At 67.9% G+C, this 15,743-nt stretch carries 13 protein-coding genes and 1 CRISPR repeat array; of the genes, 12 read left to right on the top strand and 1 reads right to left on the bottom strand.

All coding sequences use genetic code 11. The features are described from left to right. Positions 1-90: 90 nt before the first annotated feature. A complete protein-coding gene (locus BP68_RS05670) occupies positions 91-1,203 on the bottom strand; it encodes a class I SAM-dependent methyltransferase (RefSeq protein ID WP_496369641.1) in 1,113 nt (370 codons plus the stop codon). 18 nt (positions 1,204-1,221) lie between these two features. On the opposite strand from BP68_RS05670, the gene BP68_RS05665 reads away from it, so the two are divergent. The 12 genes from BP68_RS05665 to cas6f all read left to right on the top strand — a co-directional run bounded on the left by BP68_RS05665 (position 1,222) and on the right by cas6f (position 14,614). Beyond that, positions 1,222-2,007 carry an SDR family oxidoreductase gene (locus BP68_RS05665; protein ID WP_496369640.1) on the top strand — a complete coding sequence of 262 codons (786 nt, stop codon included), beginning with the start codon at positions 1,222-1,224 and terminating at the stop codon, positions 2,005-2,007. Between the two features lie 22 nt (positions 2,008-2,029). Next, positions 2,030-2,401, top strand: coding sequence for a dihydroneopterin aldolase (locus BP68_RS05660; protein WP_496369639.1), 372 nt, complete (start codon positions 2,030-2,032; stop codon positions 2,399-2,401). A gap of 4 nt (positions 2,402-2,405) precedes the next feature. After that, complete coding sequence (gene ttcA, locus BP68_RS05655) at positions 2,406-3,359, top strand: tRNA 2-thiocytidine(32) synthetase TtcA (protein WP_496369638.1); 954 nt, start codon at positions 2,406-2,408, stop codon at positions 3,357-3,359. 93 nt (positions 3,360-3,452) lie between these two features. Then, positions 3,453-4,067: a DUF4136 domain-containing protein gene (locus BP68_RS05650; RefSeq protein WP_496369637.1), complete on the top strand. Its 615-nt coding sequence runs from the start codon at positions 3,453-3,455 to the stop codon at positions 4,065-4,067. 9 nt (positions 4,068-4,076) lie between these two features. Further along, on the top strand, positions 4,077-4,724 hold the full coding sequence (locus BP68_RS05645; protein WP_496369636.1) for a histidine phosphatase family protein: 648 nt from the start codon (positions 4,077-4,079) through the stop codon (positions 4,722-4,724). Further along, on the top strand, positions 4,708-5,877 hold the full coding sequence (locus BP68_RS05640; RefSeq protein ID WP_496369635.1) for a DSD1 family PLP-dependent enzyme: 1,170 nt from the start codon (positions 4,708-4,710) through the stop codon (positions 5,875-5,877). Before BP68_RS05645 ends, BP68_RS05640 begins: the two co-directional genes overlap by 17 nt. A gap of 37 nt (positions 5,878-5,914) precedes the next feature. After that, positions 5,915-6,919 carry a type I-F CRISPR-associated endonuclease Cas1f gene (gene cas1f, locus BP68_RS05635; protein WP_496369634.1) on the top strand — a complete coding sequence of 335 codons (1,005 nt, stop codon included), beginning with the start codon at positions 5,915-5,917 and terminating at the stop codon, positions 6,917-6,919. Next, positions 6,916-10,446, top strand: coding sequence for a type I-F CRISPR-associated helicase Cas3f (gene cas3f, locus BP68_RS05630; protein ID WP_496369633.1), 3,531 nt, complete (start codon positions 6,916-6,918; stop codon positions 10,444-10,446). Before cas1f ends, cas3f begins: the two co-directional genes overlap by 4 nt. A gap of 45 nt (positions 10,447-10,491) precedes the next feature. Further along, positions 10,492-11,859, top strand: coding sequence for a type I-F CRISPR-associated protein Csy1 (csy1, locus tag BP68_RS05625; RefSeq protein ID WP_496369632.1), 1,368 nt, complete (start codon positions 10,492-10,494; stop codon positions 11,857-11,859). Beyond that, positions 11,856-12,941 (top strand): type I-F CRISPR-associated protein Csy2, encoded by a 1,086-nt coding sequence (csy2, locus tag BP68_RS05620; RefSeq protein ID WP_496369631.1) that lies wholly within the window; start codon positions 11,856-11,858, stop codon positions 12,939-12,941. The genes csy1 and csy2 overlap by 4 nt, the downstream gene beginning before the upstream one ends. A gap of 58 nt (positions 12,942-12,999) precedes the next feature. Continuing rightward, entirely contained in the window at positions 13,000-14,025 is a 1,026-nt protein-coding gene (csy3, locus tag BP68_RS05615) for a type I-F CRISPR-associated protein Csy3 (protein WP_496369630.1), read from the top strand. Between the two features lie 13 nt (positions 14,026-14,038). After that, positions 14,039-14,614, top strand: coding sequence for a type I-F CRISPR-associated endoribonuclease Cas6/Csy4 (gene cas6f, locus BP68_RS05610; RefSeq protein WP_496369629.1), 576 nt, complete (start codon positions 14,039-14,041; stop codon positions 14,612-14,614). 129 nt (positions 14,615-14,743) lie between these two features. Beyond that, positions 14,744-15,732: direct repeats of the CRISPR family, unit length 28 nt; unit sequence GTTCGCTGCCGTGCAGGCAGCTCAGAAA. Between the last annotated feature and the right edge of the window lie 11 nt (positions 15,733-15,743).

Here is a 15,743-nt window from a genome sequence, read left to right as displayed (position 1 = left end):
CGTGCAGTCACTGTAGGCAGCGGTCGTTATTTCCAGAACTACCGATTTATTGGTTGTTTAATACCTAAACATCTATGAAACCATCCGGCATCACAGCCGGTGGCTGCGGTCGCCCCGCGCGAAGCCCAGGGGCTGCCAGGCCTCGCCCGGCCCCACGGCCAGCACCTTGAACAGCTCGCCCATCTCGTGCTCCATCATCAATTTGGCCGCTTGCGCCCGTGGTGCCTGCGCAAGCAGCTCTAATTTTGATAGCAAACCGCAGTTGATGAGGAAATGCGCCTGCGTGGTGTAGCCCAGCACCTGCAGGCCCGCCTCCTGCGCGGCCAGGGCCATGGCGGTGAAGTTCACGTGGGCGGTGATGTCCTTCAGGCCCACATCGGCCAGCGGGTCGGAGTCCACCTGGTGCGCGCGGTGGCACACCAGCGTGCCCATGTGGCGCTGGGGGTGGTAGTACTCGTCCTCCCCAAAGCCGTAGTCGATGAGCAAGGCCGCGCCGCGCGTGAGCCGCTCGGCCAGCGTGCGCATGAAGGCCTCGCCCTGCGGGTGGATCTCGGTCAGGTAGTCGTGCGGACCCTCGATGTCCACGGGCGGACGCAGACCGGTGGGCCTGTCGGCCCAGGCGAAGCCGTCGCCCGCCGCGTTCAGCACCACGCCGCGCTCATGCCAGATGCCGTCGGCGGCGCCGCCGTGGCGCGCCAGCAGCTGCACGGGCATGGCGTCGAGCACCTCGTTGCCCACCACCACGCCCTGCATCTGCTCGGGCAGCCGGTCGGCCCAGGCCACGCGGTCGCCAAAGGCCGCCAGCCGCTGCTGCTGGCGCGCGCGCAGCTGGCCCGACAGGTCCACGATGGTGTAGCGCCGCACGCGCTCGCCCAGGGCCTCCAGCAGCTGCGCGGCCAGCGCGCCGCTGCCGGCGCCGAACTCCCAGACCTCGTCGGTGGCGGTGGCGTCCAGCGCCTCGCGCACCTGGCGGGCCAGCAGTTGGCCGAACACGGGCGACAGCTCGGGCGCGGTCACGAAGTCGCTGCCGCTGCCGGGCATGGCGCCGAACTTCGGCGTCTCGTTGGCGTAGTAGCCCAGGCCCGGCGTGTACAGCGCCAGCTCCATGAAACGGTCGAAGCCGATCCAGCCTCCCGCCGCGCCAATGGCCTTGGCCAGGTGCGCCTGCAGGGCGCTCGTTAAAATTGAGGGTTCTGTCGTCACGCCCCCGATTGTCCCCCAATGGCCACCTCTCCCCGCCCCCGCACCGTGCTGGTGACCGGCGCCGCCAAGCGCCTGGGCCGCAGCATTGCGCTGGCGCTGGCCGCCGATGGCTGGCAGGTGGCCGTGCACTACCGCAGCTCGGAGCAGGACGCTATTGAAACAGTAGCTTCTTGCGTACAACTGGCGGGCGACAGCGCCCATTTTGATGCCGACTTCCAGGACGAGGCCGCCGTGCGCGCCCTGCTGCCGCGCGTGATCGCCCGCTTCGGCGCGGTGGACGCGGTGGTCAACAGCGCCTCGCTGTTCGAGCACGACGACGCCGCCGCCTTCGGCTATGCCCTGCTGGAGCGGCACCTGCGCAGCAACACCGGCGCGCCCGTGCTGCTGGCGCAGGCGCTGCACGCGCACCTGCAGGAGCGCGCCGCCCGGGGCGAGGCCGACGCGCAGGGCGCCGTGGTGAATCTGCTGGACCAGAAGCTCTGGAACCAGAACCCGGACTTCCTGAGCTACACGCTCTCCAAGGCCGCGCTGGAGGCCGCCGGCACCATGCTGGCCATGGCCCTGGCGCCGCGCGTGCGCGTGGTGGGCGTGGCGCCGGGCCTCACGCTCACCAGCCACCTGCTGACGGGCGAGCGCTTCGCCGAGATGCATGCGCTGAGCCCGCTGGGCCGCTCGTCCACGGCCGAGGACGTGGCCGCCAGCGTGAAGTTTGCGCTGGACAACCGCTCGCTCACCGGCACCACGCTGCTGGTGGACGGCGGCCAGCACCTGATGCGCTTCGAGCGCGATTTTTCGATGATGTAAGGCGCCCCCGCGCCACCCCGCCATGTACAACGCCGCAGGCACACAGATCCTCACGCTGACCGGATTGCGCTTCGATGCCAACCTGGGACTGCTCGCGCACGAGAAGACCGCGCCCCAGCCCATCCAGGTGGATGCCGAACTCAACCTGGGCACCCAGCCCCTGTCGCCGCGCGACGACGACATCCTGCATGTGCTGGACTACCGCAAGGTGCGCCAGATCATCATCGACGAGTGCACGGCCGAGCACGTGAACCTGCTGGAGAGCCTGATCGGCAAGCTGGCGCAGCGGCTGATGCTGATGCCCGGCGTGCTGGGCGTGCGCGTGAAGATCGCCAAGCTGGAAATTTTTGATGACTGCGAAGTGGCCATTCGCGTCGAAACAGGACAGTGGTAAACCCATGAACACCGCCATCAACACCCCTCCCACCGCCGCCGACTGGTCCGGCGAAGACGCCGCCGCCGAGACCGGCGACACCCGCAAGATCGAGCGCGAGCAGGTCAAGCTCGAAAAGCGCCTGTGCCGCGAGGTGGGCCGCGCCATCACCGACTTCAACATGATCGAGGAAGGCGACAAGATCATGGTCTGCATGTCCGGCGGCAAGGACAGCTACACGCTGCTGGACATCCTGCGCAAGCTGCAAAAGCGCGCGCCGGTGAAGTTCGACCTGGTGGCCGTGAACCTGGACCAGAAGCAGCCCGGCTTTCCCGAGCACATCCTGCCCGACTACTTCAAGAGCATCGGCGTGGACTACCACATCGAGAACCAGGACACCTACAGCATCGTCAAGCGCGTGGTGCCCGAGGGCAAGACCACCTGCGGCCTGTGCTCGCGCCTGCGCCGCGCCATCCTGTACTCGGTGGCCGACCGCCTGGGCTGCACCAAGCTGGCGCTGGGCCACCACCGCGACGACATCGTGCAGACGCTGATGCTCAACATGTTCTACGGCGGCCGCATGAAGGGCATGCCGCCGAAGCTGGTGAGCGACGACGGCAAGCATGTGGTGATCCGCCCGCTGTGCTACGTGCCCGAGAAGGACACGACGCGCTGGGCCCAGTACCAGAGCTTCCCCATCATCCCTTGCAACCTGTGCGGCAGCCAGGACGGCCTGCAGCGCGTGGCCGTGGGCGAGATGCTGCGCGAGTGGGACAAGAAGTTCCCCGGCCGCATCGAGAGCATGTTCCGCGCCATGGGCAACATCGTGACCACGCACATGATGGACCCGCAGCTGCACGACTTCCGAAACGCCAAGGCCACCGGCATCGCCGATCCGGCCGGCGACATGGCCTTCGACCACGAGGAATTCCCCACGGCGCCCACGTTGCCGGGCCTACAGGTGGTGCAGATCGGCTGAGCGCCGCACGCGGCGTACTACCATCGGCGCAGGGCGCCCGCCCGGTTCCCGCCGCGCCGCATCCGCGCGCGGCCCTTTCTGGAGACACGCACCATGTCCTTCATGCGCCACATCCAAGCCCTCGCGCTGTGCGCCGCCGCCGCGCTGCTGGCCGGCTGCGCCGGCACCCGCGTGGTGGAGAGCGATGTCAGCAGCTTCTCCACCCTCACGACCCTGCCCGAGCCACCCACCTACCGGTTCGACCGCCTGCCCTCACAACAGGCGCAGACCGCGGCCTTTGCGCCCATCGAGGCGCAGGCCGAGCGCGCGCTCGCCCGCGTCGGCCTGCGGCGCGACGATGCCCAGCCCCGGCTGCTGGCGCAGCTGGGCTTTGAGGGCGGCTACGCCTATCCCAGCAACTGGCCCTACTACGCGACCGACCCGTTCTACGGCCGCTTCGGCTGGGGCATGGGCTACGGCGGCCGCTGGGGCATGGGCATGGGGTGGATGATGGACGGGCCGCCCACCCTCTACCACCGCAAGGTCAGCCTGGTGCTGCGCGACGCCGCCAGCCAGCAGGTGGTGTACGAGACCTCCGCCGTCTATGAGGACGTGTGGGCCGACGACTCCACCATCTACGGCGTGCTGTTCGACCAGGCGCTCTCGGGCTTTCCCCAGCCCCCCACCGGGCCGCGCAAGCTGCGCACCGAAATCACGCCACGACCCTGAAGCCCACCGATGGACCAAGCCACCCGCATCATCGCCATACGCCACGGAGAAACCGCCTGGAACGTGGACACCCGCATCCAGGGGCACCTGGACATCCCGCTCAATGACACCGGCCTGTGGCAGGCGCGCCAGGTGGGCCAGGCACTGGCGCAGGAACCCGTGGCCGCCATCTACAGCAGCGACCTGCAGCGCGCCTACGCCACGGCCCAGGCCGTGGCCGACACCACGGGCGCGCCGCTCGTGCCCGAGCGCGGCCTGCGTGAGCGCAGCTTCGGCAGCTTCCAGGGCCGCACCTTCCAGCAGATCGAAAGCGACGCCCCCGAGCAGGCCCTGCGCTGGCGCAAGCGCGACCCGCACTTCGTGCCCGACGGCGGCGGCGAGTCGCTGACCATGCTGCGCGAACGCATTGAAAGCACGGTGCATGCCATCGCCGCCCGCCACCCGGGCGAGCAGATCGTGCTGGTGGCGCATGGCGGCGTGATGGACGTGCTCTACCGCCTGGCCACCCGCCTGGAGCTGCAGGCGCCGCGCACCTGGGAGCTCACCAACGCCGCCATCAACCGCCTGCTGTGGACCGGCGGCAGCGGCCTCACCCTCGTGGGCTGGGCCGACACGCAGCACCTGGGCGACGCCAGCCGCGATGAAATCCATTCCTGAGCACCTGCGCGCCAGCATCGGGCTGCGCGTGGACCTGATCGACACGCCCAGCCTCGTCGTCGACCTGGACGCCATGGAGCGCAACATCCAGCGCATGGCCGACTTCGCGCACAAGCACCAGGTCCGCTGGCGCCCGCACGCCAAGCTGCACAAGAGTGCCGAAATCGCCCTGCTGCTGGAAAAGGCCGGCGCCTGCGGCCACTGCGTGCAGAAGGTGTCCGAGGCCGAAGCCCTGGCCGCCGGCGGCGTGACGAACCTCTACATCAGCAACGAGGTGCTGGCCGCCGGCAAACTGCTGCGCACCGCCCGGCTCGCGGCGCAGTTGGCCGCGCGCGGCGGGCGCCTGGCCCTGGCGGTGGACAGTGAAGAGGGCATCGCCCGCCTGGCCGAGGCCATGCGCGTGGCCGGCAGCGATGCCGGCATCGACGTGTTCGTGGAGATCGACGTGGGCCAGGGCCGCTGCGGCGCCCCGCCCGGCCCCGAGGCCGTGCGCCTGGCGCAGACCGTGGCCGCCCAGCCGCGCCTGTGCTTCGCGGGCCTGCAGGCCTACCACGGCCGCGCCCAGCACCTGCGCGGCGCCGCCGAACGCCGCGAGGCCATCGCCCGCGCGGCGCAAGCCGCGGCCGGCACCCGCGCGCTGATCGCGGCCGCGGGCCTGCCCGTGCCGCTGGTCACGGGCTCGGGCACCGGCACGCTGGTGCACGAAGCCGCCAGCGGCGTGTATGGCGAGCTGCAGGCCGGCTCCTTCCTCTTCATGGACGCCGACTACGCCACCAACGAGCGCGAGAGCGCGCAGCCCGCGTTCGAGCACGCGCTGTTCGTGAAGACCCAGGTCATCTCGGCCCGCGACACCCACGCCGTCTGCGACGCGGGCCACAAGAGCCACGCCATCGACTCCGGCCTGCCCCTGGTCTACGGCCTGCCGCCCGAGCGCGCGCTGCGCTACGCCAACGGCGGCGACGAACACGGCATCCTGTACCCCGACGGCCCCAAGGCCCGCCTGCCCGCGCTGGGCCGCATGCTGTGGCTGGTGCCCGGCCACTGCGACCCCACGGTGAACCTGTACGACCACCTGCTGGGCGTACGCGGCGGGCTGGCGCATGGCGTGGTGGAACGCATCATCCGCGTGGACGCGCGCGGGGCGCTGACGTAAGCGCCATGCAAGGAGGCAAAAGGCACACTCGCCCCCGATGGACGACATTGCAGCCTCCGGCCTCAAGACGATCCTGCACTCCCGACGTGCACAGATTTATTACCTAGAGCACTGCCGGGTGCTCGTTAACGGTGGGCGCGTCGAATACGTGACCGATGCAGGCAAGAAAAGCCTGTACTGGAACATCCCCATCGCCAACACCACCAGCATCCTGCTGGGCACGGGCACTTCCATCACCCAGGCGGCCATGCGCGAGCTGGCCAAGGCCGGCGTACTTGTGGGCTTTTGCGGGGGCGGCGGCACCCCGCTGTTCAGCGCAAACGAGGTCGATGTCGAGGTGGCCTGGCTGGCACCGCAAAGTGAGTACCGGCCCACCGAATACCTGCAGGCCTGGGTGAAGTTCTGGTTCGACGACGGGCTGCGCCTGCACGCCGCCAAGCAGTTGCAGACCTGGCGCCTGCAGCGGCTGCTGGCCGAGTGGAACTCCCGCACCTTGCGCGAGGCGGGCTTTGCCGTGGACATGGGCCGCCTGCAGACGCTGGTGCAGCAGTTCACGCCGCTCATCGCCCATGCACCCGACGTGACCGCCCTGCTGACCGACGAGGCGCGCCTGACCAAGGCCCTGTTCAAGCTGGCCGTGGATGCCGTGGGCTATGGCGAGTTCACGCGCGCCAAGCGCGGCACGGGCGCCGATGCCGCCAACCGCTTTTTGGACCACGGCAACTACTTGGCCTACGGCCTGGGCGCCACGGCCACCTGGGTGCTGGGCCTGCCCCACGGCCTGGCGGTGCTGCACGGCAAGACGCGGCGCGGCGGGCTGGTGTTCGACGCGGCCGATCTGGTCAAGGACGCCGCCATCCTGCCCCAGGCCTTCGTGTCGGCGATGCGGGGCGACGATGAACAGCAGTTCCGCCGCCAGTGCATCGAGGCCTTGACGCGCAGCGAGTCGCTGGACTTCATCATTGACACGCTCAAGCAGATCGCCACCACCACCGCCCGCCTGGCCGACACACTGCCACCCGCGCAGGAACCCCGTGCATGAATGTGCTGTTCGTCGCGCAATGCACCAAGCGCGCGCTGACCGAGACGCGCCGCATCCTCGACCAGTTTGCCGAACGGCGCGGCGAACGCACCTGGCAAACGCCCATCACCCAGGCCGGGCTGGACACCGTGCGCAAACTGCTGCGCCAGAGCGCCCGCAAGAACACCGCCGTGGCCTGCCACTGGATTCGCGGGCAGGACCACAGTGAACTGCTGTGGGTGGTGGGCGACGCACGCCAGTTCAACGACCAGGGCGCCGTGCCCACCAACACCACGGCCCGCAACGTGCTGCGCGCCGGCGACGAAAACACCTGGCACCACCTGCCGCAGATGACCGCCCTGGCGGCGCTGGCGGCCCTGCTGCACGACCTGGGCAAGGCCACGCAGGCGTTCCAGGACAAGCTTCAAAACCCCGGCCTGCGCGAGCGCAACCACTACCGGCACGAATGGGTGTCGGTGCGGCTGTTCCAGGCATTCGTGGGCCAGGACGACGATGCCGGCTGGCTGCAGCGGCTGGCGGCCTGTGCGCAGGCGAGCACCGACGCCCAGGCGTTTGAAACACTGTGGCTGGACCATGCTGGCGGGCGGCTGTTGCGCGATGGGCTGGACGAGCCCCAAGCCTCCCGGCACCTGCCCTTTGCCCATTTGCCGCCGCTGGCCCAGGCCGTTGCCTGGCTGGTGTTCACCCACCACCGCCTGCCCTGCCTGCCTGTGAGGCAGGCGCAAGGCGTGGATGCGGAGGACATGGAAGACGCCAGACAGACCCACCGCCGCTTTGGTGCGCGGCCCGGCTTCATCAACCCCAGCGATCTGGAGGATGTACTCCTGCGCATCAGCGCCGACTGGAACGAACCGCGCGAACAGGCCAGCCAAGACACCCGGCAAGCCCACTGGCGCTTCCCGTACGGGCTGCCCGTGGCCACCCCCGCCTGGCGCCAGCAGGCCGCCCGCTACGCACGCAAGCTGCTGGCGCTGTTGCCCGCGCCACGCCACGCACCGGTGCTGCACGACCCGTTTGCCATGCATGTCGCGCGCCTGTGCCTGATGCTGGCCGACCACCATTACTCCAGCCTCACCGACGAAGCCGCGCGCAAGCCATACCTCAACGAGGGCTACCCGCTGTACGCCAACACGCGCAGCGTTAGCTATGAAAAAAATAGCTACCCGCGCTTGATGGATAAACGCAGAAGCCCCATTTTCAATCAAACCCTGGACGAACATCTGCTGGGCGTGCAAGCCCACGCCACGCTGGTCGCGCACTCCCTGCCCAGCCTGGCGTACAGCCTGCCCGCGCTCAAGAACCACAAGGCCCTCAAGAAGCGCAGCGCCGACCCGCGCTTTGCCTGGCAGGACAAGGCCGCCGACCTCGCCGCCAGCGTGCGCACCCGTGCCGCGGCGCAGGGCGCCTTCATCGTCAACATGGCCTCCACCGGCTGCGGCAAGACGCTGGGCAACGCCCGCGTGATGAATGCGCTGGCCGACCCGGCCACGGGCCTGCGCTGCGCCTTTGCCATCGGGCTGCGCACGCTCACGCTGCAAACCGGGCGCAGTTTTCAAGCCGACCTGGGCCTGAGCGAAGAGCAGCTCGCCATCCAGGTGGGCGGCGCCGCCAGCCGAACGCTGTTTGAGTACTGGGAGCAGCAGGCCGAGGCCACCGGCTCCGCCTCCAGCCAGGCGCTGCTGGACGAAGCGGGCACCGTGCTCTTCGAGGGCAACGACCAGCACCCGCTGCTGCAGCGCCTGACCGACGACGCCAAAGCCCGCGCGCTGATTGCCGCGCCGCTGCTGGTCTGCACGGTGGACCACCTCACCCCCGCCACCGAAAGCCTGCGCGGCGGCCGCCAGATCGCGCCCATGCTGCGCCTGCTGACCAGCGACCTGGTGCTGGACGAGCCCGACGACTTCGACATGGCCGACCTGCCCGCCCTCACGCGGCTGGTGCACTGGGCCGGCCTGCTGGGCAGCCGCGTGCTGCTGTCCTCGGCCACCTTGCCGCCCGCACTGGTGGAAGGGCTGTTTCTGGCCTACCGCGCCGGGCGCGCCGTCTACCAGCAGCACCGCAGCGAGCGACCCGGCGAGCCGGTGAACGTCTGCTGCCTGTGGATCGACGAGTTCCACCAAGCCACGCAGGACTGCGCAGACGGAGCCGCCTTCCGCGAGGCCCACACCCAGTACGTGCACAAGCGCGTCGCCAAGCTCAAGCAGGCCGAAGCACGACGCCTGGCGCAGATAGCGCCCCTGCCCGACACCTGGCACGGCCTGGAAGAAGCCGAGCGCCGCCAGGACTTTGCCCGCCTGGTGCTGGCGCAGGCCTGGCAGCTGCACCAGCAGCCCCACAACCACAGCCAGGATGCGGCCAGCGGCAAGCGCGTGAGCCTGGGCCTGATCCGCATGGCCAACATCGCCCCGCTGTACGACGTGGCACTGGCCATGTACGCACTGGGCGCACCGGCGACTGGTGTGCGCATCCACCTGTGCGTGTACCACTCGCAGTTTCCGCTGCTGCTGCGCTCGGCCATTGAGCAACAGCTCGACACGCTGCTCAACCGCCGAGGCGCAAAGGACGGCCACGACCCGGCCCTGCACCGCCCCGCCCTGCGCGCCCTCATCGATGCCCACCCGGAGCCCCACCACCTGTTCATCGTGCTGGGCAGCCCGGTGACGGAAGTGGGCCGCGACCACGACTACGACTGGGCCGTGGTCGAACCCTCGTCCATGCGCTCGCTCATTCAGCTCGCGGGGCGGGTGCGGCGGCACCGGCCGGGGGCCGTGGGCGGGGTGAACATGGTGGTGCTGGACAGCAACCTGCGGCACTTCAGGGACAAAAACAAAGCAGCGTTTTGCAAACCAGGCTTTGAGATGGACCCGCAGCCCCCAGGGTCTAGCGACGCCGCACAGAACTTCTACCTGCTCGGCCATAGCCTGCGCCAGCTGATGGCTCGATCGGTACAAGGCGACGGGCCGTGGGCTGTGGATGCCCAACCGCGCATTGAAGTCGCCGCCGCGCAATACCACCCCCGCCGTCACTGGGCAGACTTGGAACACGAGCGCATGCGAGATGCCATGTTGCAACGCTCGGCGGCCAGCAAATACACCACTGCCCCCGAGCGAGCGGCCAGCCTGCATTGGGCGCATTCCGGTCAGCTGTGGCTCACCGGCCTGCTTCCGCAGTTCCAGCGCTTCCGCTACGACACACAGCAGCGCGACGACGTGGCCCTGCTGCCCGACGACGAAGAAGAAACGCTGCGCCTGCACCGCGTGCAGGACGGAGAGCGGAGGTACGACAAGCTCTATGTGCCCATCCACCAAAGCCTGTGCCACCCGGTGTCCGACGCGCAACTGGCATCACCCAGCGTATCGCTCTGGCCGCGGGTGGACTTGCTGGAGGAGTTGGCAGCACTGGCGCAAGCGCGGGGCTTGTCGTTGGCGAAATGTGCGGAGCGCTATGCCACCGCCAGCTTGCCGGAATGTCAGGCAGGCTGGCGGTGGCACGAACAACTGGGTTTCAACAAGAAGGAGGCGTCTTGATGACAGCGAGGTACCGAAGACATAACCCACCAGGAGGGCCAAGGCATGGCAACGCATGAAGCACCGCCCATCTTCGGCAACTACCGCGAGGCGATCCATGCCTTTCTACAAGAGCGGCTGAATGCCAAGGTGGAGAAGCTCAAGGCTGACGAAGAAACGAAACGCGCGGAGTTGATTGCACAGCATCAACCCACGACATGGCTGGAAGATGCCGCACGGCGCGTGCAGCAAATCCAGGCCGTCACCCACTCCCTCAAACCCATCCACCCCGATGCACGGGGCACCAACCTGTACGTGGAGCCTGCCACCCTGCCCCCGCTGGCCGAGCTGGGCAGTCATGCGCTGGGCGCGCATTTTGTGGGCGACGTGGTGGGCAATGCTGCCGCGCTGGATGTGTACAAGCTGCTCAAACTGGAAGTGAACGGGCGCAGCCTGCTTGCCGCCCTGCTGGCGCAGGACGCCGATGCACTGGCAGCGCTGCATGCCGACCCGGCACAGGCCCAGGCGCTGCGCGATGCCTTCGTGTCACTGACCCAGCCCCGCGCCGAGGGCCCCAGCAGCCACACCCTGGCCAAGCAGCTGTACTGGCTGGCGGGCAGCGATGCCTGCGATGACGCCCACTACACCCTGCTGGCCCCGCTGTACGCCACCTCGCTGGCCCATGTGGTGCACGCCCAGGTGCAGGAAGACCGCTTTGGCGAAGCCAACAAGGCCGCCCGCCTGGCACGGCGCGAGCGCAAGGCGCACGACGGCGTGTTCCACGACTACCCCGGCCTGGCCGTGCAGAACATGGGCGGGACGAAGCCGCAGAACATCAGCCAGCTCAATAGTGTGCGGCGGGGTATGAATTACCTGCTGTCGTCACTGCCGCCGCAGTGGCAGGCTAGCGCGGTGCGGTTGCCGGTGCGGGCCACATCGGTGTTTGACCAGCTGTTCATCGCCCGGCCGGAGGTACGGCACATCGTGCGGGCGCTGCGGGCATTCTTGGAGTCGGACCCTGAGGCCAACCTCGCCACGCGCCAGCGCCGCGAGGAACTGCTGGACACGCTGGTGGACGAACTGGTTGCGCTGGCAGCCGATCTGCAGCAGCTGCTGCCCCCCGGCTGGAGCCGTGACGACGAACGCTTTGGGGGTTTGCACCGCAGCGAACAATTGTGGCTGGACCCGCTGCGCGCCGAGCGCCCCGATGAAGCCGACTTTGCCCGCGAGTGGCTGCAGATGGACTGGCCTGCCGCCGTGGGCCAGCGCTTTGCCAACTGGCTCAACGCGCAACTGCACGGCAAGCTGCCTGTGGGCGGCGCCGAAGCGCGCGCATGGCAAAAGGAGTTGCTAACCGATGAGGACGGCTTTCAACAGCAATTGCGCGCACTGCGCCAGCAGCTGGACCGCACGGCAACGGAGGTCACACCATGACGCGACCCCAAGCCATCCTCGTCCTACCCCACCTGCGCATCCAGAACGCCAACGCCATTGCCAGCCCGCTCACGCACGGCTTCCCGTCCATCACTGCCTTTACCGGCGTGATGTGGGCGCTGGAGCGCAAGCTGGCCCAGGCGGGTGTGCCGCTGCGGCTGCACGGCGTGGGCGTGGTGTGCCACCAGCATCAGGAGCAGGTGACGCAGGGCTATGTGCGCAGCTTCAACCTCACGCGCAACCCGGTGGACAAAGACGGCAGCACCGCCGCCATCGTGGAAGAAGGCCGCATGCACCTGCAGATCACGCTGGTGCTGGCCGTATGGGAAAAGCGCACGCCCGGCACCCCTGCGGCGCTGGTGCAAGGCAACCAGCCACAGCTGGACGACTGGGCCACGCAGGCAGGCCACATCCTGGCGGGCATGCGCGTGGCGGGGGGCAGCGTGCTGCCCTCGCGCCCCGTGCCAGGCAAGCGGGTACGGCCCTGGATGGCCCTCGTCCCCGAGGACCCGGAGGCCGCCGCCAAGGAGTTCCGCCAATGGCGCCGGCAATGGCTGCCGGGCTTTGCCCTGGTGGGGCGCGACGACCTGCTGGCCCAGCGGCTCCAAGACCTGCGCGGCACCCAGCCCGATGCCACGCTGCTGGACGCCTGGCTGCACGCGGCCCGCTTCAATTACCAGGCCGCTGCCCCCGAAGGGGAACACCCCGCGCCTGACGGGCAGGTGCACTGGGAGGACCCGCGGCACCCCAAGGGCAGCGGCTGGGTAGTGCCCATCCCCGTGGGCTACGCCGCGCTCACGCCCCAGGCCCATGCCGCAGGCACCGTGCGCAATGCGCGCGATGCCACGGTGCCGCTGCGGTTTGTGGAGTCGGTCTATGCGCTGGGCGAATGGATCAGCCCGCACCGCCTGACCCACCTGGGCCAGTTGCTGTGGCATGCCGAAGCCGACGACACGCTGGGCCTGTACCGCTGCCGCAATGGCTACCAGCCCGCGCCAGCGAACGACGCCAGCGCGCATGCCGCTGCCCACGCCGACACGCCGGAGGAATGGGACGACGCCGAGGCCTATGACTACACCTGAGCCGGCAACCCGCCCCACTCGCAATCCCTGCACATCGCATTTTTGAAAGATTGACACCATGACCGACAAACTCACCACCGCCTCCGTCCTGGCCTTTGAGCGCAAGCTGGACCCATCTGACGCCGTGTTCCACGCCGGCCTCTGGGAAGAGCGCGCCCAATCGCACGCCTGGCAGCCTGTCGCCATCAAGGCGAAGTCGGTGCGCGGCACCATCAGCAACCGGCTCAAGGCCAAGGACCAAGACCCCGCCAAGCTGGACGCCGCCATCGAGAACCCCAACCTGCAAACCGTGGACGTGGCTGCCCTGCCCGCGGAGGCCGACACGCTCAAGGTGCAGTTCACGCTGCGCGTGCTGGGCGGCGCGGGCACGCCATCGGCCTGCAACAGCGCGGCCTACCAGGCCAAGCTGCTGACCACGGTGCAGGGCTATGTGCAGCAGCACGGCTTTGGCGAGCTGGCCCGGCGCTACGCCGCCAACCTGGCCAATGGTCGCTTCTTGTGGCGCAACCGCGTGGGCGCCGAACAAGTGGCCGTGACCGTGGAGCAACTGCAAGAGGGCCAGGCCGCAAAAACATGGTCTTTTAATGCTCTATCCCTTAACGTACGTGCGCTAGCAGCTATTAATAGTGAAGCAGAAGGACTGAAAGAACTGGGCCATGCCATTGCGGCCGGGCTGGCCGGATCGCAGCATGTGCTGCTGCGGGTGACGGCCTTTGTACGCCAGGGTGCAGGGCAGGAGGTGTTCCCCTCGCAAGAGCTGATTCTGGACAAGGGCAGCGCGGGCAAGAGCAAGACGCTGTACGACGTGGGCGGTGTGGCCGCCATCCACTCGCAGAAGATCGGCAACGCCATCCGCACCATCGACACCTGGTACGAAGGTGCCGAGGAGCTCGGCCCCATCGCCGTGGAGCCCTACGGCTCCGTCACCACCCAGGGCAAGGCCTACCGCCAGCCCAAGCAAAAACTGGACTTCTACACCCTGCTGGACAACTGGCTGCTGAAAGATCAGATGCCGCCCGTGGAGCAGCAGCACTTTGTGATGGCGGTGCTGATCCGTGGCGGCGTGTTTGGCGACGCGAGCTGACCGGCGAGGCGCTATGACCACGCACTACATCGACATCACCCTGCTGCCCGACCCGGAGTTCAGCCACGTACACCTGCTGGGCGCGCTGGTGGCCAAACTACACCGGGCGCTGGTGCAGCATGGCAAGGGCGACATCGGGGTGAGCTTTCCGCAGCATGTGAACGCCCCACTGTCCCAACGCACCCTGGGCAGCGTGCTGCGGCTGCATGGCCAGCCACCTGCCCTGCAGGCGCTGATGGCCCAGGACTGGCTCAAGGGCATGCGCGACCATGTGGCGCGGACCCCGCTGGCGGCCGCACCACCCGACGCCCCGCACCGCCCGGTGCAGCGCCGCCAGTTCAAGACCAGCGCCGAACGCCTGCGCCGCCGCCGCATGCAACGCAAGGGCGAAACCGCAGAACAGGCCGCCGCCGCCATCCCCGACAGCGTGGAACGCAAGCCCCACCTGCCTTACGCACAGGTGCGCAGCAGCAGCACGGGGCAACCGTTTTGCCTTTTCGTAGAGCACGGACTGCTGCAACCCTCAGCAGTGCCGGGCAGCTTCAACGCCTATGGCCTCAGCCTGGGGGCGACCGTTCCCTGGTTTTGACCCTTTTCTGAGGCAAGCCGTGAAACCTCGATAAATCAACAACTTAGGCGACACCGAAGAAATTGGGGTTGCGGCCTTTACTGGGAGGTTTTTCTTTACGCATCAAGCACTTGACGGATTTGGACTTCAGTTCGCTGCCGTGCAGGCAGCTCAGAAATCGTGGTCAAAGCCGCCGTGCGTGATGGCATCGTTCGCTGCCGTGCAGGCAGCTCAGAAACCGCAACAAGCGTTGGGTGCGCGACGTTGCAGGGTTCGCTGCCGTGCAGGCAGCTCAGAAAATTGACTTCACGGAGGTCAAGTGACTGACCGCGTTCGCTGCCGTGCAGGCAGCTCAGAAACAGCACCCAGCGACGAATAGCGCGGCCATCTGGTTCGCTGCCGTGCAGGCAGCTCAGAAAACGTCGGTCTTGGAGAACTCGCGCGCCTTGTCGTTCGCTGCCGTGCAGGCAGCTCAGAAAGCGGCGCATTGCGACATGCAAGTCGCCCATGGGTTCGCTGCCGTGCAGGCAGCTCAGAAATTGACCTGCTAGGCGAGGCCGCCGATGGCGAAGTTCGCTGCCGTGCAGGCAGCTCAGAAATTGTGGCGTGCCCGTGGGCGGGGAGGGCATGTGTTCGCTGCCGTGCAGGCAGCTCAGAAATGAAAGGAAAACCCATGTCTCTGACCTTCAACGTTCGCTGCCGTGCAGGCAGCTCAGAAAGGCTGGATACGTGCAGAGCTGCGCTACGGCAAGTTCGCTGCCGTGCAGGCAGCTCAGAAATTCGCAGTGACGCCGGAAACCGAGGCTTTGCAGTTCGCTGCCGTGCAGGCAGCTCAGAAATGACAACGTGCGGATCACCCGAGACAAAGAGAGTTCGCTGCCGTGCAGGCAGCTCAGAAAGACGCTAGAAAGCCAACCCAGCCGACCTCGACGTTCGCTGCCGTGCAGGCAGCTCAGAAAATAAAGCGCCCCCAAGCTCGCCAATGTGTGGCGTTCGCTGCCGTGCAGGCAGCTCAGAAAAGGAGATCACGACGAAGGTGAACGAAGCCATGGTTCGCTGCCGTGCAGGCAGCTCAGAAAACATGGTCGCGCAGCATGTCCGACAGGCGTTGGTTCGCTGCCGTGCAGGCAGCTCAGAAATTTCGCGTCTT

The sequence above is a fragment of the Diaphorobacter oryzae DSM 22780 genome (assembly GCF_059568935.1).
Note: the sequence above shows the minus strand (reverse complement) of the source record. Positions and strands in the feature narration are given on the sequence as shown.

Coding starts and splice junctions, on each gene's coding strand:
- BP68_RS05665 (WP_496369640.1), top strand. CDS start 1,222: ATGGCCACCTCTCCCCGCCCCCGCACCGTGCTGGTGACCGGCGCCGCC.
- BP68_RS05660 (WP_496369639.1), top strand. CDS start 2,030: ATGTACAACGCCGCAGGCACACAGATCCTCACGCTGACCGGATTGCGC.
- ttcA (WP_496369638.1), top strand. CDS start 2,406: ATGAACACCGCCATCAACACCCCTCCCACCGCCGCCGACTGGTCCGGC.
- BP68_RS05650 (WP_496369637.1), top strand. CDS start 3,453: ATGTCCTTCATGCGCCACATCCAAGCCCTCGCGCTGTGCGCCGCCGCC.
- BP68_RS05645 (WP_496369636.1), top strand. CDS start 4,077: ATGGACCAAGCCACCCGCATCATCGCCATACGCCACGGAGAAACCGCC.
- BP68_RS05640 (WP_496369635.1), top strand. CDS start 4,708: ATGAAATCCATTCCTGAGCACCTGCGCGCCAGCATCGGGCTGCGCGTG.
- cas1f (WP_496369634.1), top strand. CDS start 5,915: ATGGACGACATTGCAGCCTCCGGCCTCAAGACGATCCTGCACTCCCGA.
- cas3f (WP_496369633.1), top strand. CDS start 6,916: ATGAATGTGCTGTTCGTCGCGCAATGCACCAAGCGCGCGCTGACCGAG.
- csy1 (WP_496369632.1), top strand. CDS start 10,492: ATGGCAACGCATGAAGCACCGCCCATCTTCGGCAACTACCGCGAGGCG.
- csy2 (WP_496369631.1), top strand. CDS start 11,856: ATGACGCGACCCCAAGCCATCCTCGTCCTACCCCACCTGCGCATCCAG.
- csy3 (WP_496369630.1), top strand. CDS start 13,000: ATGACCGACAAACTCACCACCGCCTCCGTCCTGGCCTTTGAGCGCAAG.
- cas6f (WP_496369629.1), top strand. CDS start 14,039: ATGACCACGCACTACATCGACATCACCCTGCTGCCCGACCCGGAGTTC.